Genomic DNA, 20,652 nt, shown 5'->3' with positions numbered 1-20,652 from the left:
CCAGGCCCCAGACCCGAGGCGGCCGCAGTGTCCATCCGACCCCGCTGATGCCGCGGCCGCCTCGATGACCGCCTTCCGACGCAGCCCCATGACCGCGAATCGTTTACGTATCAAGGACACCATGAGCCAGCACTCCGCCGACCCGGCACCGAACTCCGCCGTCGCCACCGTCGCTCATCGTCGCGACTGGTGGCGGGACGCGGTGATCTACCAGGTCTATCCGCGCAGCTTCGCCGACAGCAACGGCGACGGCATGGGCGACCTGGAAGGCGTACGCTCCCGACTTCCCTATCTGCGCGACCTCGGCGTGGACGCCGTGTGGCTGAGCCCCTTCTACGCCTCGCCGCAGGCCGACGCCGGTTATGACGTCGCCGACTACCGGGCCGTCGACCCCATGTTCGGCAACCTCCTCGACGCCGACGCGCTCATCCGCGACGCGCACGAGGTGGGCCTGCGGATCATCGTCGACCTCGTGCCCAACCACTCCTCCGACCAGCACGAGTGGTTCAAGCGGGCACTGCGCGAGGGCCCCGGCTCCGCGCTGCGCGACCGCTACCACTTCCGCCCCGGCAAGGGCGCGAACGGCGAACTGCCGCCCAACGACTGGGAGTCCATCTTCGGCGGCCCGGCGTGGACGCGGGTCACCGAACCGGACGGCACGCCCGGCGAGTGGTACCTGCACCTCTTCGCCCCCGAGCAGCCCGACTTCAACTGGGACCACCCGGCCGTCGGCGACGAGTTCCGCTCGATCCTGCGGTTCTGGCTGGACATGGGCGTCGACGGCTTCCGGATCGACGTGGCGCACGGCATGGTCAAGGCCGAGGGCCTGCCGGACCTCGGATCCCATGATCAGCTCAAGCTGCTGGGCAACGATGTCATGCCGTTCTTCGACCAGGACGGCGTGCACGACATCTACCGCAAGTGGCGGCTGATCCTCGACGAGTACGACGCCGAGCGCATCTTCGTCGCCGAGGCGTGGACGCCGACCGTCGAGCGCACCGCGAACTACGTCCGCCCCGACGAGCTGCACCAGGCCTTCAACTTCCAGTACCTGGGCACCGAATGGGACGCCGAGCAGCTGCGCACCTGCATCGACCGCACCCTGGAGGCGATGCGCCCGGTGGGCGCCCCGGCGACCTGGGTCCTGTCGAACCACGACGTGACCCGGCACGCCACCCGCTTCGCCAACCCGCCGGGCCTCGGCACCCAGATCCGCACCGCCGGTGACCGGGACCTGGGCCTGCGCCGGGCGCGTGCGGCGACCCTCCTCATGCTGGCACTGCCCGGTTCGGCCTACGTCTACCAGGGCGAGGAACTCGGTCTGCCGGACGTCGTCGACCTGCCCGACGAGGTCCGCCAGGACCCGGCGTTCTTCCGCGGCGCGGGCCAGGACGGCTTCCGCGACGGCTGCCGGGTGCCGATCCCGTGGACCCGCGAGGGGTCGTCGTACGGCTTCGGCAGTGGCGGCAGCTGGCTGCCGCAGCCGGCGGTCTGGGCCGAGCTGAGCGTGGAGGCGCAGTCCGGCACCGCGGGTTCGACCCTGGAGCTCTACCGTGCGGCCCTGGCCGCCCGCCGCGAGCACCCGGACCTGGGCGCCGGTGAGGCGGTGGAGTGGCTGAAGGCCCCCGAGGGCGTACTGGCCTTCCGCCGCGGCGAGTTCGTCTGCGTGGCGAACACGTCCGGCGAGTCGGTGACCACCCCGGCCCACGGCCGACTGCTCCTCGCCAGCGGCGAGATCGCCGAGGTGGACGGCGAGGCCAAGCTCCCCGCCGACACCACGGCCTGGTGGACGACCGCCTGACAGTCGGTACCCACACCAACAGAGGGCCCGCTCCGGCGGGCCCTCCGTCGTGTCACCGCGAGATCTACTTCCAGGCGTCAGCCGTCGAGTAGCCCGCCGAACTGCCCGTCGTGTACGCGCGGTTGGTGCCGGACTCCCAGGTCACGTTCCCGGAGCCGTCCTTCTTGACGAACTTGTACGCGAAGGTCGTGCTCTTGGGGACGATCACCAGCTTGCTCCACGTCGGGTACGACGCCGACGACAGCGGGATCGCGTCGTCCGTGTCCCAGGAGCCGAGCGAGGCGATCGAGCCGACCACGTAGACGTTGGTGCCGAAGTCCGTGGTGGCCGTGACATTGAAGGTGACGTCGGTGGCGGCGGCGCTCGCCACGTTCCAGGAGTTGTTGAAGGCCAGTGCCGACGTCGTGGTGGCACCGGAGCGGTTGGCGTTGGACTCCCAGGTGACGTTGCCGGAGCTGTCCTTCTTGATGTACTTGAACTCGAAGGACGTGCTGACCGGCACGCTCACCGCGCCGGACCAGACCGGGTAGCCGGACGACGACAGCTTGACCGCCTTGGCGGTGTCCCAGCTGCCGAGCGCCGCGATCGAGCCGACGACGTACACGTCCTGGCCGGAGCTGGTGGCCGCGTACTCGTTGAAGGTCGCCGTCACCGTCGAGGTGCCGTCGTCCGGTTCCTCGCAGGCGGTGTCGCAGGGCGTGAACTCACCGTCGTAGAAGGCGACGGCGCTCTTCGCGGGAACCGTCAGCGTGGCGTTGCCGCCCGACACCGTCACCGTGGAGGCGCCGTTGTCGACGACGTTGGCGTAGCTGCCGTCCGCCATGCCGGTAGCGAAGGTGTACGTGGCCGCCGACGAGCCGTTGTTGATCGCGACGTAGCCGGCCGTGCCGCGGCCGAAGCCGATGACGTTCGAGGACTTGCTCGACCAGTTGGTCACCGACTCCGAGCCGACCGCGTTGTGCCACTTCACCATGCCGGTGATCGCGGTGTCCCGCTGGAGGCAGGACCAGTCGGAGGCGCAGTTCGTGTCCGTCACGAACCCGTTCGCGTTCGGGGGTGCCTGGTCGGAGGAGGAGAACTCGAAGCCCGAGTAGACCGTCGGCGTCGACCACTTGTAGGCGAGCTGGAAGATGTTCGCCAGCCGGTAGGTGTCGCCGTCCTTGTAGCTCAGGTGCAGGCCGTTGCGCTCGGTGTCGTGGTTGGTCACGAAGGACACCGAGTTGGCGGGGGTGAGCGCCCCGGAGGAGGGCAGCGACTCCAGGTCGCTGATGTTGCCCTGGAACGACGACTTCACCTTGCTCGCGTAGGAGAAGTCCAGGACGTCACCCGCGGAGTAGTAGTCCGAGGCGGCCGGGGTCGAGCCGGGGTACACCTCCTGGAAGATGTACGGCTCCGCGCCCGAGGTCGTGTTGTCCAGCTTCGCCCAGATCGCGTTCAGGTCGGCCACCGGCATGTGCTTGGCCGCGTCGATCCGGAAGCCGTCGACGCCCAGCGCGATCTGCTTGTTCAGGTAGCCGGCGATGCCCGAGCGGACGTCGTCGTCCTCGGTCTCCAGGTCGGGCAGGCCCAGTAGTTCGCAGTTCTGGATCTCGGTGAGGTTGGACCAGTCGTCGATGATCAGGTCGGAGTCGGAGCACTCCGCCGAGGTGTGGAAGTCGTCCGGGTCCCAGTCGGGGGTGTCGTACTTGTTGCTGATCGTCGTGCCGTTGTAGCCGGTGCCGGTCTGGGCCGCGGTGTGGTTGATCACCGCGTCCGTGTACACCTTCACCCCCGCGTCATGGCAGGCGTCCACCATCGAGGCGAAGTCGGCCGCCGTCCCGAAGCGGCCGCTGAGCTCGTAGGAGTAGGGCTGGTATACGTCCCACCAGTAGTAGTTGGTCTGCTTCAGCGACTCGGCGGGCGGGGCCACCCACACCGCGCCGTAGCCGTTCGGGCCGAGTACGTCCGTGCACTCGGCGGCGACCGAGTCCCAGTTGTAGGACCACAGGTTGGCGATCACATCGCCGGAGGTCGTGGCGTCGGCCTGGGCCGCGGGGGCGGGGAGGGCGATCGCCCCGGCCAGGGCGAGGGCGCCCGCGGCTGTCAGACTCGCGGTGCGGCGAAGGACACCGGGCGGTCGGTGTCTGCTCATGTGCGGCTCCGGAAGAGGGGGTTGGGGTTGCAAGAGGATTCACCGTGTTTCAACAACTGGTGAGCGTGCGGGAGTTGAGAGGGACCCGTCAATAGGTTGTTGAAACTTCTTGCTGTGAGTTTCAAGCCTCTTGCTGTAAACGTTTCGTTAGGGGTACGTTCCGCAAACGCCGGGCAAAGACGCCTGGCCATCCCCCCAAGGAGCCACCCGTGATACGCAGATGGTCCGTCGCCGCGACGGCGCTCACCGCCACGGCGGCCGGCGTGCTGACCCCCACCGCCGCCTACGCCTCCCCGCCCGGCACCAAGGACGTCACCGCGGTGATGTTCGAGTGGAACTTCGCCTCCGTCGCCAAGGAGTGCACCAACACCCTCGGCCCCGCCGGCTACGGCTACGTCCAGGTCTCGCCGCCCGCCGAGCACATCCAGGGCGCGCAGTGGTGGACGTCGTACCAGCCCGTCAGCTACAAGATCGCCGGGCGCCTCGGCGACCGTACCGCCTTCCAGAACATGGTCAACACCTGCCACTCGGCCGGGGTGAAGGTCGTCGTCGACACCGTCATCAACCACATGTCCGCGGGCAGTGGCACCGGCACCGGCGGATCGTCGTACACCAAGTACAACTACCCAGGCCTGTACTCCTCCTACGACTTCGACAACTGCACCGCGCAGATCACCAACTACGCGGACCGCGCGAACGTCCAGAACTGCGAGCTGGTCGGCCTCGCCGACCTCGACACCGGGGAGTCCTACGTCCGCGGCGCCATCGCCGGGTACATGAACGACCTGCTCTCGCTCGGCGTCGACGGCTTCCGCATCGACGCGGCCAAGCACATCCCCGCCGCCGACCTCGCCGACATCAAGTCGCGCCTCACCAACACCTCCGTGTACTGGAAGCAGGAGGCCATCTACGGCAGCGGCGAGGCCGTCCAGCCCACCGAGTACACCGGCAACGGCGACGTCCAGGAGTTCCGCTACGCCTACGACCTCAAGCGCGTCTTCAACAACGAGAACCTCGCCTACCTGAAGAACTACGGCGAGGGCTGGGGCTATATGAGCAGCTCCGTCTCCGGTGTCTTCGTCGACAACCACGACACCGAGCGCAACGGCTCCACGCTCAACTACAAGGACGGGGCGAACTACACCCTCGCCAACGTCTTCATGCTCGCCTACCCCTACGGCGCCCCGGACATCAACTCCGCCTACGAGTGGTCCGACATCGACGCGGGCCCGCCCAACGGCGGCACCGTCAACGCCTGCTGGCAGGACGGCTGGAAGTGCCAGCACAAGTGGCCCGAGATCATGCGCATGGTCGCCTTCCGCAACGCCACCCGCGGTGAGTCGGTGACCAACTGGTGGGACAACGGCGCCGACGCCATCGCCTTCGGCCGGGGTGCCAAGGGCTACGTCGCCATCAACCACGAGTCGGGCAGTCTCACCCGCACCTACCAGACCTCCCTGCCCGCGGGGACGTACTGCAACGTGCAGAACAACACCGCCGTGACCGTGAACTCCAGCGGTCAGTTCTCGGCCACACTCGGCTCCAACACCGCGCTGGCGATCTACGCGGGCAAGTCCAGCTGCTGAGCCGCCGACGGCCTCCGGAGCTGAAAGCTCTTACCAATCATTTCAGGACTCTTGCTGTAACGCTTACGGCGGCGATACGGTCGCGCGGGGTCGGACCCAACAGAGCCGTATCGCAAGGAGTTCACGTCAGTGATACCTAGATGGCCGGCGCCGCCCAGGCGCCGCACCGCGCAGGCCGGACGGGTCGCCGCGGTCACCGTGACCGCGCTGGCCGCGGCACTCGTCCAGCCGCTGGCGGCCCGAGCCGATACCCCGCCCGCGCCCCCGTCGGACGCGAGGCTCGCGGCCGAGCCCGCCCGGCACGACGTCACCCGCGAGCAGTTCTACTTCGTGCTCCCGGACCGCTTCGCCAACGGCGACACCGGCAACGACAAGGGCGGACTGACCGGTTCGCGCCTCTCGACCGGGTACGACCCCACCGACAAGGGCTTCTACCAGGGCGGCGACCTCAAGGGCCTGACCAAGAAGCTCGACTACATCAAGGGCCTCGGCACCACCTCCATCTGGATGGCGCCGATCTTCAAGAACCAGCCCGTGCAGGGCACCGGCGCCAACGCCTCGGCCGGCTACCACGGGTACTGGATCACCGACTTCACCCAGGTCGACCCGCACTTCGGGACCAACAAGGACCTGGAGACCCTCATCGCCAAGGCGCACGCCAAGGGCATGAAGGTCTACTTCGACGTCATCACCAACCACACCGCCGACGTCGTCGACTACGAGGAGAAGTCCTACGACTACCTCGCCAAGGGCGCCTTCCCGTACCTGACGAAGGACGGCGAGCCCTTCGACGACGCCGACTATGCCGACGGCGAGCGGGACTTCCCGGCCGTCGACACCGACTCCTTCGCCCGCACGCCGAAGGTGTCCAAGAACAACAAGGTCCCGTCGTGGCTCAACGACCCGACGATGTACCACAACCGGGGCGATTCCACCTTCGCCGGCGAGAGCGCCCTGCACGGTGACTTCTCCGGCCTCGACGACCTGTGGACCGAGCGTCCCGAGGTGGTCAGCGGGATGGAGAAGATCTACCAGCGGTGGGTCAGGGACTTCGACATCGACGGCTTCCGCATCGACACCGTGAAGCACGTCAACATGGAGTTCTGGACCCAGTGGGCCACCGCCCTCGACTCCTACGCGGCCAAGCAGGGCCGCGACGACTTCTTCATGTTCGGCGAGGTGTACTCCGCCGACCCGGACATCACCTCCCCGTACGTCACCCAGGGCCGCCTGGACGCCACGCTCGACTTCCCCTTCCAGGAGGCGGCCCGGCAGTACGCCTCCCAGGGCGGCAGCGCGCAGCGGCTCGCGTCCGTCTTCGGCGCCGACTACAAGTACACGACCGGCAAGGCCAACGCGTACGAGCAGGTCACCTTCCTCGGCAACCACGACATGGGCCGCATCGGGTACTTCCTGAACCAGGACGACAAGGACGCGACCGACGCCGAGCTGCTGAAGAAGGCGAAGCTCGCCAACGAGCTGATGTTCCTCAACCGCGGCAACCCGGTCGTCTACTACGGCGACGAGCAGGGCTTCACCGGCTCCGGCGGCGACAAGGACGCCCGCCAGACCCTGTTCGCCTCCAAGACCGCCGACTACCTGGACGACGACCAGATCGGCACCGACCGCACCCACGCCGAGAACGCCTACGACACGAGCGCACCGCTCTACCAGCAGATCAGTGCTCTCGCCAAGCTCCGCAAGGCCCACCCGGCCCTGACCGACGGCGTCCAGACCGAGCGCTACGCGGCCGACGGCGCCGGCATCTACGCCGTCTCCCGCACCGACGCGAAGACGGGCACCGAGTACGTCGTCGCCTTCAACAACGCGAGCGAGGCGAAGACGGCGACCTTCGCGACCGGCTCGGCGAACCTGGCCTTCCGGGGCCTCTACGGCACCGACGCCACCGCGGCCTCCGACGCCGACAAGAAGCTCACCGTCACCGTCCCCGCCGGATCCGCCGTGGTCCTCAAGGCCACCGGGCGCCTCGGCGCCCCCGCCGCCAAGCCGGCCCTCACCCTCAAGGCCCCGGCCGCCGGAGCCACCGGCACCGTGGAGATCGCCGCCGACGTCGACGGCGGACAGCTCAACCGCGTCGTCTTCGCCGCCCAGACCGGCAACGGCAAGTGGCGGACGCTCGGCTCCGCCGACCACGCCCCGTACAAGGTCACCCAGGTCATCGGCGAGGACGTACCCGCCGGCACCGCCCTGCGCTACAAGGCCGTCGTGATCGACTCGGCCGGCCGCACCGCGAGCGCGACCGCCGCCTCCACCACCGGCACCCCGCCCGCCGAGGAGATCCCCACCGCCTCCTCCCGGGACTACGCGATCGTCCACTACAAGCGCGCGGACGGCGACTACACCGACTGGGGCCTGTACGCCTGGGGCGACCTCGCCGAGGGCGAGTCCACCAACTGGCCCGACAGCCACCCCTTCATCGGCCGGGACGCCTACGGCGCCTTCGCCTACGTCAAGCTGAAGCCCGGCGCCTCCAGCATCGGGTACCTGGTCATCGACAAGGACGGCAACAAGGACGTCTCCGCCGACCGCACCATCGATGTCACCAAGCACGGCGAGATCTGGATCGAGCAGGGCAAGGAGGCCGTACAGACCGAGCGGCCCGAGTACCCGGCCCAGGACAAGTCCAAGGCCGTCCTGCACTACCACCGCGCGGACGGCAACTACGACGGCTGGGGCCTGCACACCTGGACGGGTGCCGCGAACCCCACCGAGTGGTCGAACCCGCTGAAGCCGGTGAAGACTGATGCCTATGGCGCGGTTTTCGAGGTACCGCTCACCGACGGGGCCACCAGCCTCAGCTACATCCTGCACAAGGGCGACGAGAAGGACCTGCCCGCCGACCAGTCGCTGGACCTCAAGGCCAACGGCCACGAGGTGTGGCTGGTGAGCGGCCAGGAGAAGTACCTGCTGCCGCAGCCCGCGGGCAGCGCGGCCGCGCTCGACCTGACCACCTCCAAGGCGGTCTGGATCGACCGGAACACCGTCGCCTGGAACGGCTCCGAGGCCGCCGCCTCCACCCAGCTGCTCTACTCCGGCACCGGCTCCATCGCGGTGAAGGACGGCGCCCTGACCGGCGACGACCAGCAGTGGCTGCGCCTGTCGAAGAGCACGCTCACCGACGCCCAGAAGGCGAAGTTCCCGCACCTGAAGGCGTACACCGCCTGGACCGTCGACCCCCGTGACCGGGACCGGGTCCGCGAGGCCCTGCGCGGTCAGGTCGTCGCCTCCCAGCGCGCGGCCAACGGCGCCGTCCTCACCGCGACCGGCGTGCAGATCGCGGGCGTCCTGGACGACCTGTACGACGCCACCGGCGCCGACCTCGGCCCGACGTTCAGCAAGGGGCGGCCCACGCTGTCCGTCTGGGCGCCCACCGCGCAGTCGGTCAAGCTGGAGATCGGTGACTCCACCGTCGCCATGAAGCGCGACTCCGCCACCGGCGTCTGGTCCGTCACCGGCCCGGCGACCTGGAAGAACAAGCCCTACCGGTACGTCGTGAAGGTGTGGGCGCCCAGCGTCCGCCAGATCGTCACCAACAAGGTCACCGACCCCTACTCGCTCGCCCTGACCGCCGACTCCCAGCGCAGCCTGGCCGTCGACCTCGGCGACAAGTCGCTGGCCCCGGCGGGCTGGTCGACGTACACCAAGCCCAGGGCGGTGCCGCTGAAGGACGCGCAGATCCAGGAACTGCACGTGCGGGACTTCTCGGTCGAGGACTCCACGGCCTCCGACCGGGGCACCTACCGGGCCTTCACCGACAAGCTCAGCGACGGCTCCAAGCACCTGCGCAAGCTGGCCGAGGCGGGCACGTCGTACGTCCATCTGCTGCCCGCGTTCGACATCGCGACCATCCCCGAGAAGAAGACGGACCAGCAGACCGCCGACTGCGACCTGGCCTCCTACCCGGCCGACTCCGAGGAGCAGCAGGCGTGCGTGGCGAAGATCGCCGCGAAGGACGCCTACAACTGGGGCTACGACCCGTACCACTACACGGTCCCCGAGGGCTCCTACTCGACCGACCCGGACGGCACCACCCGCAACGTCGAGTTCCGTCAGATGGTCAAGGCGCTGAACGAGGACGGCCTCAGGGTCGTCATGGACGTGGTCTACAACCACACCGCGTCGAGCGGACAGGCCGCGACCAGCGTCCTGGACCGGATCGTGCCCGGCTACTACCAGCGGCTCCTCGCCGACGGCTCGGTCGCCAACAGCACCTGCTGCGCCAACACGGCCACCGAGAACGCCATGATGGGCAAGCTCGTCGTGGACTCGATCGTCACCTGGGCCAAGGAGTACAAGGTCGACGGCTTCCGCTTCGACCTCATGGGCCACCACCCGAAGGAGAACATCCTCGCGGTCCGCGAGGCCCTCGACGCCCTGACCCTGGCGAAAGACGGCGTCGACGGCAAGAAGATCATCCTGTACGGCGAGGGCTGGAACTTCGGTGAGATCGCCGACGACGCCCGCTTCGTCCAGGCCACCCAGAAGAACATGGCCGGCACCGGCGTCGCCACCTTCTCCGACCGCGCCCGTGACGCGGTGCGCGGCGGCGGCCCCTTCGACGAGGACCCGGGCGTCCAGGGCTTCGCCTCCGGTCTCTACAACGAGCCCAACTCCTCGAAGAACAACGGCACCACGGCCGAGCAGAAGGCCCGGTTGCTGCACTACCAGGACCTGATCAAGGTGGGTCTGTCCGGCAACCTCGCGGGCTACCGGTTCACCGACACCAGCGGCAAGGAGGTCAAGGGCGCCGAGGTCGACTACAACGGCCAGCCCGCCGGTTACGCGGACGCACCGGGCGACGCGCTCGCCTACGCCGACGCGCACGACAACGAGTCCCTGTTCGACGCCCTCGCGTTCAAGCTGCCCGCGACGACGAGCGCCGACGACCGGGCCCGGATGCAGGTCCTCGCCATGGCGACCGCCACCCTCTCGCAGGGCCCGGCGCTCTCTCAGGCGGGCACCGACCTGCTGCGCTCCAAGTCCCTGGACCGCAACTCCTACGACAGCGGCGACTGGTTCAACGCCATCCACTGGAACTGCGCCGACGGCAACGGCATGGGCCGCGGGCTGCCGATGGCCGCCGACAACCAGTCCAAGTGGTCCTACGCCAAGCCGCTGCTCGCCGCGGTGAAGGTGGGCTGCGAGCAGATCGACGGGGCCTCGGCCGCGTACCGGGACCTGTTGCGGATCCGCTCGACGGAGAGCGTGTTCTCGCTCGGCACCGCCGACCAGGTCCAGTCGAAGCTCGGCTTCCCGCTGTCCGGCACGGAGGAGACGCCCGGCGTGATCACCATGACGCTCGGCGACCTCGTGGTCGTGTTCAACGCGACCCCGGACGCGCAGCAGCAGCGGATCGCCGAACTGGCCGGAAAGAGCTACGCGTTGCACCGGACGCAGGCATCGGGCGCGGATTCTATCGTCAAGGGTTCGTCGTACGAGAAGGAATCCGGCACCTTCGCCGTTCCGGGGCGCACTGTGGCGGTGTTCGCCCAAATCGGCTGACATCGCACTAGGTTGGGTGGGGCGGACCCTTCGCGGGGACCGCTCCACCCTTTCCCTTTTCCCCCGCCCCGAGGGCTGTCGGAGATGGACGGATACGACAAGCGGCCGGGCGCGACCACCGTGCTGGTCGTGGACGACGTGGCGGCCAACCGGTACGCCATGGGCGCCGTGCTGCGGCGCGCGGGACACCAGGTGGTGCCCGTCGCCAGCGGCGGCGAGGCGCTCGTGGAACTCGACGCGCGGCTGCACGACGGCGCGCTGCCCGATGTGGCGCTGGTGGACGTCGGGCTGCCGGACATGAGCGGCTTCGAACTGTGCCGCCGGGTGCGGGCCCGGCCCTCCATCGCGACGCTGCCCGTCGTCCACTTCTCCGCCGCCGCCCTCGGCCCGCACGACCGGTGCCGGGGCCTGGACGCGGGCGGCGACGCCTATCTGACCGTGCCGGCCGAGCCGCTGGAGATCCAGGCCGTGGTCCGGGCGGCGGTGCGCGGGGCGCGTCGGCGCGGTGACTTCGAACTGCTCGCGCACCGGCTGACGCTGCTGTCCGAGACGATCGTCACCGTGCAGGCGGCCCGCTGCCCGCGCGAGCTGGCCGACTCCGCCGCCATGGGCGCGGCCCGGCTCACCGGGACCGACGCCGTCGTCTTCGTGCTCGGCCCCGACGGCACGCTGGACACGGGCACCTCCCGGAGCCGCCTCGCGCTGCCCGACCTCAGCGCCCATGAGGAGGTGGCCCGGCTGATCGGCCGGATCGCCGAGGGCCGTACCGGAGTGCACAGCACCGTGGTGCCCGCCCCGCTGTGGCCCGCCGGGTTCTTCCGGGCCGGCCGCCAGGACGACGCCCGGCTGGTGCTGGCGTTCACCCAGGAGCGGCGGACACCGGTGTGCATCGCCACGCCCGCGCGCCGCACTCCGCCGCTCGGGCCCGTGGACGACGTCTCCCTCCTGCGGCTCGCCCAGGCCACCGCCTTCGCCGCCGGAACCCTGCTGATGTACCAGGCGGAACGGCATATCGCGCTCACCCTCCAGCGCAGCTTCCTGCCCGAGCCGCGGCGCCTGCCCGAACTGCCCGGCGTCGATCTGGTCGTGCGGTACGTGCCCGCGTCCCGGGACACCGAGATCGGCGGCGACTTCTACGCCGCCGTGCGCACCCCGAGCGGCATCCTCACCGCGGTCGGGGACGTCGCCGGGCACTCGCTGGAGGCGGCCACCGTGATGGTCGAGCTCCGGCACGCGCTGCGCGCCTACGGCGTGGCCGACGGCGACCCCAGGGCGCTCGCCGAGCGTCTGGACCGGATGCTCCAGCACTACCACCCCGAGGTCACGGCCACCGTCTGCCTGGTGCTCGCGGATCCCGCCACCGGGCGGGCCCGGATCGCCAACGCCGGTCACATCCCGCCGCTGATCGTGCGCGCGGAGGGGCGGGCGGAGTACGTGAAGGTGTGCGGCCCGCTCCTCGGCCTCGGCCTGGACCGCCCCCAGCCCACCGAGCTGAGCCTGGCCCCCAGCGACCGCCTCCTCATGGTCACGGACGGTCTCATCGAGACCCGCGGCGTCGATCTCGCCGTATCCCTGGACCAGCTCCGCACGGCCGCCACCGAGGCGCCACCGGGCCTCGCCCCCCTCTGCGACACCCTCCTGCGCTGCTTCGGCCATGACCGTGAGGACGACATCGCCATGCTGGCGCTGCGGTTAGGGTGAGCGGAGTTGCCCTAGAACAGGAGTGCCCATGCCACAGATTCTCGTCAACCGGACCGGGCGCGACGACGTCGACTGGGAAGGCTTCGCGAGCGCGCTGAACCAGCTGGTCGTCGAGAAGGCGGCCGCGCGGATCGAGGCGTGCAAGACGCAGGTCGTGCGCGGCGAGGACGTGGCGGTCGGTACGGACGTCGACGACCACGGCATCGTGCACGTCACGATCGGCCTGCTCGCCGGACGCAGCGACGAGACCAAGGCGGCGCTCACCGAGGCGGTGGTGGACCTGCTGCGCAAGTTCGTCGAGCCGCAGGACGGCTACCGGACGCATGTCTCCGCCGAGGTCCGCGACCTCGATCCGTCGTACAGCAAGGCCGAGTTCTAGGCGGTCACCCGTCCTCGGACGCCAGCGTGATCAGCCGCGCCGCCAGGTCGGTGAACGGGCCGTCGGCCGGCTCGTTCTTGAGCAGGCGGCGCAGCAGCGCCGTCAGCTCCTCGTCATGGGCGGCGCTGACGGCGGCCAGCGCGGCGAAGTCCTGCACCAGCTGGACCTCCAGCTCGGCCCGCGGGATGCGCCGGCCGTCCAGCCAGATCAGCGCCGTCGACTCGGCGAGCGAGATCCAGGAGCGGACGACCAGTTCCAGCCGCGCGGGCGGCTCCTCGACCCGCAGATGCGACAGGATCTGGTCGTACGCCGCCTGCCGTACGGAGTCGATGAGCGCGTTCGTGGTCGAGGAGCCGACCGCCGGGCCGCCGCGCATCAGCGCCGAGAAACCGGGCCCGTGCTCGTCGACGAAGTCGAAGTAGCGGCGCATCACCCGCAGCAGCCGCGCCCCCAGCGGACCGTCGTGCGGCTCCACGAACCGGGACGCCAGATCGTCCGAGGCCCGCTTCAACGCGGCCTCGTACAGGCTGAGTTTGCCGGGGAAGTAGTGGTACACCAGCGGACGCGAGATGCCCGCGGCGGACGCTATCTCGTCGATGGAGACCTCGTCCGGCGAGCGGCGGCTGAAGAGTTCGAGGGCGACGCCGATCAACTGCTGTCGTCGCTCCTCGACACCCATTCTGCGGCGTACCCCGGTAGTCATACGAACACCTTACCGATCGGATTCGGCCCCTGAACGGGCCGCACCGGCCAACGGCGTTCACATGTCCAGCACCAGCCGCTCACCCCGTGCCCGGGACACACAGATGAGCATCGAGCCGTCACGCTCCGCGTCCGTGAGCAGCTCGTCCCGGTGCTCCACCTCTCCCGCCAGCACCCGCTGTTGGCAGGTCCCGCAGAACCCCTGCTCGCAGGAGTACAGCGTGTCCGGCAGCTCCTTGCGTACGGCCGCCAGCACAGTGGAGTCCGCCGGGACCGTCAGTACCCGCCCGCTGCGCCGCAGTTCCACCTCGAAGGCCTCGTTCCCGGCGGTCGAGGCGCTGGGCGTGAACCGCTCCAGATGCACCCGAGGGGCCCGCTCCTCCACCGCCGCCATGAGCCCTTCGGGACCGCAGCAGTAGACGGCCGCGCCCTCCGGGGCCGCCGCGAACAGCGCGTCCAGATCGGGCAGCCCGTCTTCGTCGGCGGCGACGATCCGGACCCGGCCCCGCCCGGCGTCCAGCTTCTCGACCTCCTCCAGGAACGGCATCGAGGCCCGCGTCCGCCCGCCGTACAGCAGTCGCCAGTCGGTGCCCTCGGGCAGGGACCGCAGCATCGGCAGGACCGGCGTGATCCCGATGCCCCCGGCGACGAAGACATAGGCGGGCGCCGCGACGAGCGGGAAGCGGTTGCGCGGCCCGCGCACCTCCAGTTCGAGCCCCTCCCGCAGCTGCTCGTGCACCTCGCGCGAACCGCCCCGCCCGTCCTCCACCAGCCGGGTGGCGACGGTGTACGAGGAGGTGTCCTCGGGGTCCCCGCACAGCGAGTACTGCCGGACCAGACCGGACGGCAGCACCAGGTCCAGATGGGCGCCGGGCTCCCAGCGCGGCAGATCGTGCCCTTCGAGCCGCAGCCGTACGACCCCGTCGGCGACCGTCTCGTGCGCGGTCACCAGCAGCCGCAGCGCCCGTGACCGGGGCCGGCCGGAGATCGGCTCGTCCAGGGCGGGCATCGGCCACAGCGGCGAGTCCTGGATCCGGCGGCGCATCGCGCGCCGGACGACCAGCGCGGCGCCCGCGACGACCACCAAGGTCCGCAGCCCGGCCATCACTTGGCCCCCTTCTCCGCCGCGAGGGCGGCGACGGCGGCGGGGGAGGAGGCCAGATAGGCGACCGCCTGCTCGGTGGAGCCCTCCTGGGAGGGGTGGTACTCCCGGCTCAGATAGCGGGGTATCGAGCGGAGCATGTCCCCCGTCGAGGGCAGCACCCCGCGCCGGCCCCGGACGTAGAAGGCACGGAAGCTCGCCTTGCCGTCCAGCAGGGTCGGGTCGTTCTCCATGAAGAAGCGGATCCCGCGCTGCCACAGGAACACCAGCGCCGTGAACGCCAGCGCCCAGGTGCGGGCGCGCCGCCGATAGGACCCGTCGACATGCATGAACAGCTCGAAGGCCACGGACCGGTGCTCGACCTCCTCGGCGCCGTGCCAGCGCAGCAGGTCCAGCATGGTGGGATCGGCGCCCCGGCGGTCCAGCTCCTCGGCGTTGAGCACCCAGTCGCCGAGGAAGGCGGTGTAGTGCTCGATGGCCGCGATCAGCGCGACCCGCTCCATCAGCCACCAGCGCCGGGCCCGGCCCGGCGGCAGGGTCCGGTCGCCGAGCATCTTCTCGAAGAACCAGTCCACCTGCGCGGTGTACGGGGTCGGGTCGAGCCCCAGCTCCTTCAGGTGGGGCAGCACCTCGTCATGGGCCTGGGAGTGCATCGCCTCCTGGCCGATGAACCCGATGACGTCCTCGCGCAGCCGCTCGTCCCGGATGTACGGCAGGACCTGCTTGTACACATGCACGAACCAGCGCTCGCCGGCCGGCAGCAGCAGATGCAGCACATTCATGGTGTGCGTGGCGAAGGGATCCCCCGGCACCCAGTGCAACGGCGTGTCCTCCCACGAGAAGGACACCTTGCGCGCCTTGAGCGCGATCCGCTCTTCCTCGACGGGCCGGGGCACCCGGACCTGCTTGTTAGACATGATGTCAATGTACTGAGGAGTAAGTCCGAGCAGAACCCCTGTGTGCCACGTACTTTTCCGGCCCGGCCACCGCCTACTGGAGCCCGCTGACGCCCCGCCCGTCCTTGAGGGTGCCCTTCAGCTCCGCCTGCGCGCCCTGCTCGGTCCGCGCGGTCAGCAGGTTGGTCTCCGCCGAGGCGCTCACCCCGCCCGTCGTCCCGATCGACGCCGTGTCCGGACCACCCGCCGCCAGCAGGTACCAGTCCCCGCCCTTCGCCTTCCACAGCACCCCGGCCAGCACCTGCGGATCACGCGGACCGCACGCCGGGACGTTCTCGGCCTTCGCCGCCACCGCCCCGTACGGGCTGCCCGGCGTCCGGAACTGGGCCAGCACTCGGGTGCCGCCCCCGCGCCAGGTCTCCGCGCGGGTGCACACCCACTCCGCCGAGCCACTCGCGTCCGGCAGCGGCTGCCGCGCGAACTCCCAGGCGTTCACCGTCCGCACCCCCTGCGCCCGCACGGCCGACAGCGAGCAGGCGTACGGCGCCCAGGTGCGCAGTTCCGCAGCGCCGGAGGCGCCCTCTGCCTTTCCGGGGCGGCCGGCGGTCAGCCGCGCCGGGACCAGCTCGCCGAGGTCGGACAGCAACTGCGTCCCCGAGCCGTCGGTGACCTGGAGGACGTTCCACGAGGTGCAGCTGGACTGCTGCGCGGCCGGGCTGGCGAGCGGCGAGGTGGTGCCGTCGGTCAGGGTGAGCGCCATCGCCCCGGAACCCGGCTTCAGCAGATCCCGCTCGGCCGTCTTCTTCACCCACGGCGCCATCAGATAGCGGACGTTGCCGTCGGCCCGCCCCAGCACCACGGCGCTCGCCTCGGCGCCGGTCGCGCCGTCGACCCGCGCGAAGTCCATGGCGGCACCGGCCGTGCCGTCCTTGGGCTCGGCGTAGCGGGCGATGCGCAGTCCGTCGTAGAGGATCACCACGCGGGCGTTGTCGACGGTGCCCGCGTACAGGAGCTGGGGCGGGCCGGCGGGGCCGCCGGAGGGGGTGCCGGGGGTGACCGAGACACGGACCTGCTCGCCGGGGCGGGCCCAGACGGCGAGGGCGCGGCGCAACAGGGCTCGGTCGCCGGTGAGTTCGCCGCGCGCGGGCCAGACGGAGAAGTCGGTGCGCGAGGCGGACTGCCAGGCGGCCGGGGCGACCTTGACCAGCCTGCTGGGGTCGAGGGCGGCCTGGGCGGCCGGGTTCTGCGCGTACGGGGGCGCCGCCGCGCCGTCCGGGGCCCAGCCCTCCCCGGGCAGCCCCAGCAGCGCCCCGCACACCACCAGCGCGGCCCCCGCGACCAGCGCCGCCTTCAGGTGCTGGCGGCGCCGCATCAGATCGGTGGGCCGGGCCTGGAGCGAGCAGGGGTCGAACTCGGGGGAGTCGAGCAGGCCGTACTGCTCGGCCACCGAGTCGGCCTCCTGGAGCGCCGCCTGTGGGTCGGCGACCCCGGCCGCGGCCAGCACCTTGCGTACGTCGCCGTCGGGCAGCTTCTCCAGGCCGCGCAGGACGTACGCCGCGCGGGCCGGTCCGTCGAGCGCCGACAGCCGCTGGTCGAGGGCGAGTTCGTCGGCGCCGCCCGAGCGGGGGAAGAGCCTGAGCCCCCACACCTGGGGCAACAGCGGCGGCAGTTGGGCCCGCTTGGGGCGGGCCCGCAGGCTCAGCGGCAGCCCCGCCTCCAGCGCCGCGCGCACCACGCGCAGCCGCACGAAGGCATACCCCGGATCCCCCTCGCGCCCCGTGGCCTGAGCCGGAATCACCGGCGTGGGCTTCCGCCCCCGGGGCAGCGCGCGCTGGGTCAGCGCATGCGCGGTCAGGACCCGCCGATTGCGCCCGAGCCCAGGCGGCAGCACCAGATACGCGATCCGGACCAGCCGGGGATAGTGCTCGACCAGCGCCGCCTCGGCCTGCTCGACGTCGACGACGGGATCGGTGGCGGAAGCGACTGCGGCGCGCGGGGCGACATCCTGTGACTGCACGCCCAGCCAAACGAGCGAACCGTTGGTTGGTCACCGCCACCCGGGTGACTCAGCCCTCGGGCTCCACGAGCGCCCGCGCATAGTTGGCCATCGACCGCTGATAGCGCGGCAGATGAGGCGCCAGCGCACCGAGCACGAGGGAGAGCCCCTCACGGTCCCGGCCGAGGCTGGACAGGCAGAGGGCGAGCGTGGCCCGTACCGCGTCGTCCAACTCGTCCGAGGGCGCGTCCAGTTCCGGCGTCAGCAGCTTGACGCCCTCCTCGGCCTGTCCGACGTTCCGCAGCGAGCTGGACAGCTGGATCTTCGCCCGGCGGCCCTTGTAGCCGCTGAGACCGAGCGCGAGAGCCTCCCGGTACAGCGGGACCGCCTGGTCCGAGTGGCCCGTGGAGTCCCAGGCGCAGGCCCGCTCGAAGGGGCCCAGCGGGCTGTCGTCGGGGAGCTCGGCGACCAGGGTGTCGATCACCGTCCTGAAGTCGGCGGCCCGCTCCTCGGGGTAGTCGTCGAAGGTCGCCCAGGCAGCGGTCACGCGGTCTTCCCAGTCGCTGTTCACCACGTCACTCTCGCATGCGCGCGTGCGCCCCGCAGAGGTATTTTGAGCGCTCCGCGCACGGGAGCCGTATCCACCGGGAGGCCCCTGTATGGAGGAACAGATGAAGGTGACCCGACCGATGCTCGTGGCCGTGGCCGCGTTGGTGCTCGCGGGGTGTGGCTCCGGTGGCGCCGGTGATGATCAGGCCGCCGTGCCGGAGACCGCGTCCGGGAGTCTGGAGCAGCTCGCCGCCGAGGTGAAGTGCGCGCCGGACATCCAGATCGACGCCGACGACATCCGGCAGGCCATCTGCAAGGACGACGACGGCAAGTTCATCCTCGCCACCTTCGCCACCGACCGCGGGCAGCGGGAGTGGATCAACGGGGCGAAGGACTACGGCGGGCACTATCTCGTCGGGCGGAAGTGGGTGGCCGTCGGGGACGAGACCAGCACCCTGACCGTGCTGCGCAAGACGCTCGGCGGGGACCTCGAAGAGGGCACCGACCACACCGTGCACGAGGGCGGGCACGACAAGGGTCACTGAGCCCGGGTACACGCGAAGGCCGGCGGTGAGGGAATCTCACCGCCGGCCTTCTCAGTGGGTCACTGGCAGCGCTGGCCGTTGTTGATGCAGTTGACCATCTTGTTCATCAAGTTCGCGGAGAAGAAGTTGATGAAGTCGTTGTGGTCGGTGATCGGCTTGTGCAGCTGCTCCGGGAAGGTGTCCACCGCGTACGGGTTCACCACTTGACCGTTCTCGACGGTCGGCGCGGGAACGTCGTAGACCAGACGGACCTGGAGCTGGGGGATCGCCTTGAAGCCGTTGGCGCAGGTGCCGTCGGCCTGGACGAACGCCACGTGGGTACGGTGGTTGGCGCTGTCGATGTTCTGGCCGTCCCAGCAGCTCTGGAAGTTGGTCGTGCGGACCACGTCACTGCCCTCGGGGCAGATCGGGTACTTGTCCTTGAGCTGGACCTTGTTCTCGAAGCCGGTGCAGCTCCAGTTGACGTTCGCGTTGCCGTTGCCGTTGACGAAGGCCTTGGCGTCACCGGTGATGATGCGCAGGGCCTGCGGCATCGCGGTGACCTTGCTCCGCTTGTTGCCGACGAACTTCAGCTGCGCCTGCGCGGGTTCGAGGATCTTGCCGACGTTGCCCTCGGTACCGCCACCGGCGTTGTTCTGGTCGAAGTCCTGCGTCCCGTCCTGCAGACGCAGCACCGGCCAGAAGTACGACGACCGGTCGTTCTGGTTCTGGCAGCTGGTGTCGGCGTTCGCCAGGTCCTGGTCGCTCGCGAAGGCGTCGTTGTTCTGGTTGCCGACGTAGTCGTGCAGGTGGTGGGCGCCGTTGCTGACACCCGGGGCCACGATCACGTTGTCGGTGTTGTGGTTGTCGTTGCCGTTGGTGCCGCACTTCGTGGTGAAGGTGCCCCGCGAGCCCGACCGGCCGTTCGCCGGGAGACCGTTGGCGCCGACACCGAGCTGGGCGTTCGCCTGGACCTGGGTGATGTCGACGAAGTCGTCCGCGGACGGTCCGTTGCCACCCTGGCCGTTGCCCGGAGCCTGGCCGCCGTCACCCGCGTCCTGACCGCCGTCGCCGGCGTCCGCCCCGCCGTCACCGGCGTTCTGGCCGTCGCCCGCGTCCTGACCGCCGTCGCCGGTGTCCTGGCCGTCGCCCGGGTTCTGACCGTCGGCTTCGCCGTCGGTCGTCTGGGCGGGCGTGCCGGTGCAGCCGGACAGGTTGTCCAGGTCCTCCGAGGCGTTGCCACCGACCCGGTTGATCTCCAGCTGAATGCGGTCGATGATCGCCTTCCGCCGGTCCTTGAGCGGCTGGAGAATGGCGTTCTGGACGTAGCTGGCGTCACCCGCCTGAGCGTCCCGCGTGGTCGCGAGCCGCTGGTAGGACTCGGTGATCTGCTGGTCCAGAGTGGCCAACTCGCCGTCGACCTCGCCCCGCGCCTGGTCCGGCACCTCGGTGAGCTGCTGGCCGACGTCCGGGCAGTCGATCGTGGCGATCTGCGCCCCGGCCGACCTCGTCTGATTCTGCTGAGAGCCCGACTCGTGCGCGGATGCGTAGAAGTTCGCCCAGATCAGCCCGCCCCCACCGAGCGCTAGGGCCGCCGATGCGGCTATGGCCTTGGTGGCCAGCGGCGTACGGCGTTTTCGATTGTTGCGTCCCATGGAACTCCTCTGACTTCCTTGCGGGGCAGCGAGGCGCCCGACAGGAGTGAAGCGGCTCCGTTCCATACGGACGGAGTCCCACAGGTGTTCAGCAGTCTCAGAAATTT

Annotated in this window: 13 protein-coding genes; 6 read left to right on the top strand and 7 right to left on the bottom strand. The window is 70.1% G+C overall.

What is annotated here, in order from left to right; genetic code table 11:
- Nucleotides 1–121 precede the first annotated feature (121 nt).
- On the top strand, nucleotides 122–1,801 hold the full coding sequence (locus tag STRCI_RS12250; protein ID WP_269658936.1) for a glycoside hydrolase family 13 protein: 1,680 nt from the start codon (nucleotides 122–124) through the stop codon (nucleotides 1,799–1,801).
- Nucleotides 1,802–1,865: 64 nt separating this feature from the next.
- On the opposite strand, the gene STRCI_RS12245 is transcribed toward STRCI_RS12250, so the two are convergent.
- Complete coding sequence (locus STRCI_RS12245; RefSeq protein ID WP_269658935.1) at nucleotides 1,866–3,932, bottom strand: carbohydrate-binding module family 20 domain-containing protein; 2,067 nt, start codon at nucleotides 3,930–3,932, stop codon at nucleotides 1,866–1,868.
- Nucleotides 3,933–4,141: 209 nt separating this feature from the next.
- On the opposite strand from STRCI_RS12245, the gene STRCI_RS12240 reads away from it, so the two are divergent.
- The 4 genes from STRCI_RS12240 to STRCI_RS12225 all read left to right on the top strand — a co-directional run bounded on the left by STRCI_RS12240 (nucleotide 4,142) and on the right by STRCI_RS12225 (nucleotide 13,121).
- Nucleotides 4,142–5,518: an alpha-amylase gene (locus tag STRCI_RS12240; protein WP_269658934.1), complete on the top strand. Its 1,377-nt coding sequence runs from the start codon at nucleotides 4,142–4,144 to the stop codon at nucleotides 5,516–5,518.
- 129 nt (nucleotides 5,519–5,647) lie between these two features.
- Nucleotides 5,648–11,041 (top strand): pullulanase-type alpha-1,6-glucosidase, encoded by a 5,394-nt coding sequence (gene pulA, locus STRCI_RS12235; RefSeq protein ID WP_269658933.1) that lies wholly within the window; start codon nucleotides 5,648–5,650, stop codon nucleotides 11,039–11,041.
- An 84-nt stretch (nucleotides 11,042–11,125) separates the two neighbouring features.
- On the top strand, nucleotides 11,126–12,742 hold the full coding sequence (locus STRCI_RS12230) for a fused response regulator/phosphatase (RefSeq protein WP_269658932.1): 1,617 nt from the start codon (nucleotides 11,126–11,128) through the stop codon (nucleotides 12,740–12,742).
- Between the two features lie 28 nt (nucleotides 12,743–12,770).
- The gene (locus STRCI_RS12225; RefSeq protein WP_269658931.1) at nucleotides 12,771–13,121 is read left to right on the top strand and encodes a 5-carboxymethyl-2-hydroxymuconate Delta-isomerase; all 351 of its coding nucleotides are present in this window, start codon (nucleotides 12,771–12,773) and stop codon (nucleotides 13,119–13,121) included.
- Nucleotides 13,122–13,125: 4 nt separating this feature from the next.
- On the opposite strand, the gene STRCI_RS12220 is transcribed toward STRCI_RS12225, so the two are convergent.
- From STRCI_RS12220 to STRCI_RS12200, 5 genes are all read right to left on the bottom strand, one after another.
- The gene (locus tag STRCI_RS12220) at nucleotides 13,126–13,824 is read right to left on the bottom strand and encodes a TetR/AcrR family transcriptional regulator (protein ID WP_269658930.1); all 699 of its coding nucleotides are present in this window, start codon (nucleotides 13,822–13,824) and stop codon (nucleotides 13,126–13,128) included.
- Nucleotides 13,825–13,881: 57 nt separating this feature from the next.
- Entirely contained in the window at nucleotides 13,882–14,928 is a 1,047-nt protein-coding gene (locus STRCI_RS12215; RefSeq protein ID WP_269658929.1) for a PDR/VanB family oxidoreductase, read from the bottom strand.
- On the bottom strand, nucleotides 14,928–15,842 hold the full coding sequence (locus tag STRCI_RS12210; protein ID WP_269658928.1) for a metal-dependent hydrolase: 915 nt from the start codon (nucleotides 15,840–15,842) through the stop codon (nucleotides 14,928–14,930). The genes STRCI_RS12215 and STRCI_RS12210 overlap by 1 nt, the downstream gene beginning before the upstream one ends.
- Before the next feature lie 73 nt (nucleotides 15,843–15,915).
- Complete coding sequence (locus tag STRCI_RS12205; RefSeq protein ID WP_269658927.1) at nucleotides 15,916–17,838, bottom strand: hypothetical protein; 1,923 nt, start codon at nucleotides 17,836–17,838, stop codon at nucleotides 15,916–15,918.
- A 49-nt stretch (nucleotides 17,839–17,887) separates the two neighbouring features.
- Nucleotides 17,888–18,388 (bottom strand): tetratricopeptide repeat protein, encoded by a 501-nt coding sequence (locus STRCI_RS12200; RefSeq protein WP_269658926.1) that lies wholly within the window; start codon nucleotides 18,386–18,388, stop codon nucleotides 17,888–17,890.
- A 100-nt stretch (nucleotides 18,389–18,488) separates the two neighbouring features.
- Between STRCI_RS12200 and STRCI_RS12195 the strand changes: the two genes are divergently transcribed.
- On the top strand, nucleotides 18,489–18,911 hold the full coding sequence (locus STRCI_RS12195; protein WP_269658925.1) for a hypothetical protein: 423 nt from the start codon (nucleotides 18,489–18,491) through the stop codon (nucleotides 18,909–18,911).
- Between the two features lie 59 nt (nucleotides 18,912–18,970).
- Here STRCI_RS12195 and STRCI_RS12190 read toward each other — a convergent pair whose 3' ends face one another.
- Nucleotides 18,971–20,545 carry a DUF1996 domain-containing protein gene (locus STRCI_RS12190; protein ID WP_269658924.1) on the bottom strand — a complete coding sequence of 525 codons (1,575 nt, stop codon included), beginning with the start codon at nucleotides 20,543–20,545 and terminating at the stop codon, nucleotides 18,971–18,973.
- Nucleotides 20,546–20,652: the final 107 nt, after the last annotated feature.

The sequence above is a fragment of the Streptomyces cinnabarinus genome, from assembly GCF_027270315.1.
GTDB lineage: Bacteria > Actinomycetota > Actinomycetes > Streptomycetales > Streptomycetaceae > Streptomyces > Streptomyces cinnabarinus.
Note: the sequence above shows the minus strand (reverse complement) of the source record. Positions and strands in the feature narration are given on the sequence as shown.

Bases quoted from the DNA above. Each gene is read 5' to 3' on its own strand.
- STRCI_RS12225 (WP_269658931.1), top strand. From the start codon at position 12,771: ATGCCACAGATTCTCGTCAACCGGACCGGGCGCGACGACGTCGACTGG.
- STRCI_RS12245 (WP_269658935.1), bottom strand. From the start codon at position 3,932: ATGAGCAGACACCGACCGCCCGGTGTCCTTCGCCGCACCGCGAGTCTG.
- STRCI_RS12195 (WP_269658925.1), top strand. From the start codon at position 18,489: ATGAAGGTGACCCGACCGATGCTCGTGGCCGTGGCCGCGTTGGTGCTC.
- STRCI_RS12230 (WP_269658932.1), top strand. From the start codon at position 11,126: ATGGACGGATACGACAAGCGGCCGGGCGCGACCACCGTGCTGGTCGTG.
- STRCI_RS12210 (WP_269658928.1), bottom strand. From the start codon at position 15,842: ATGTCTAACAAGCAGGTCCGGGTGCCCCGGCCCGTCGAGGAAGAGCGG.
- STRCI_RS12215 (WP_269658929.1), bottom strand. From the start codon at position 14,928: ATGGCCGGGCTGCGGACCTTGGTGGTCGTCGCGGGCGCCGCGCTGGTC.
- STRCI_RS12220 (WP_269658930.1), bottom strand. From the start codon at position 13,824: ATGACTACCGGGGTACGCCGCAGAATGGGTGTCGAGGAGCGACGACAG.
- STRCI_RS12190 (WP_269658924.1), bottom strand. From the start codon at position 20,545: ATGGGACGCAACAATCGAAAACGCCGTACGCCGCTGGCCACCAAGGCC.
- STRCI_RS12250 (WP_269658936.1), top strand. From the start codon at position 122: ATGAGCCAGCACTCCGCCGACCCGGCACCGAACTCCGCCGTCGCCACC.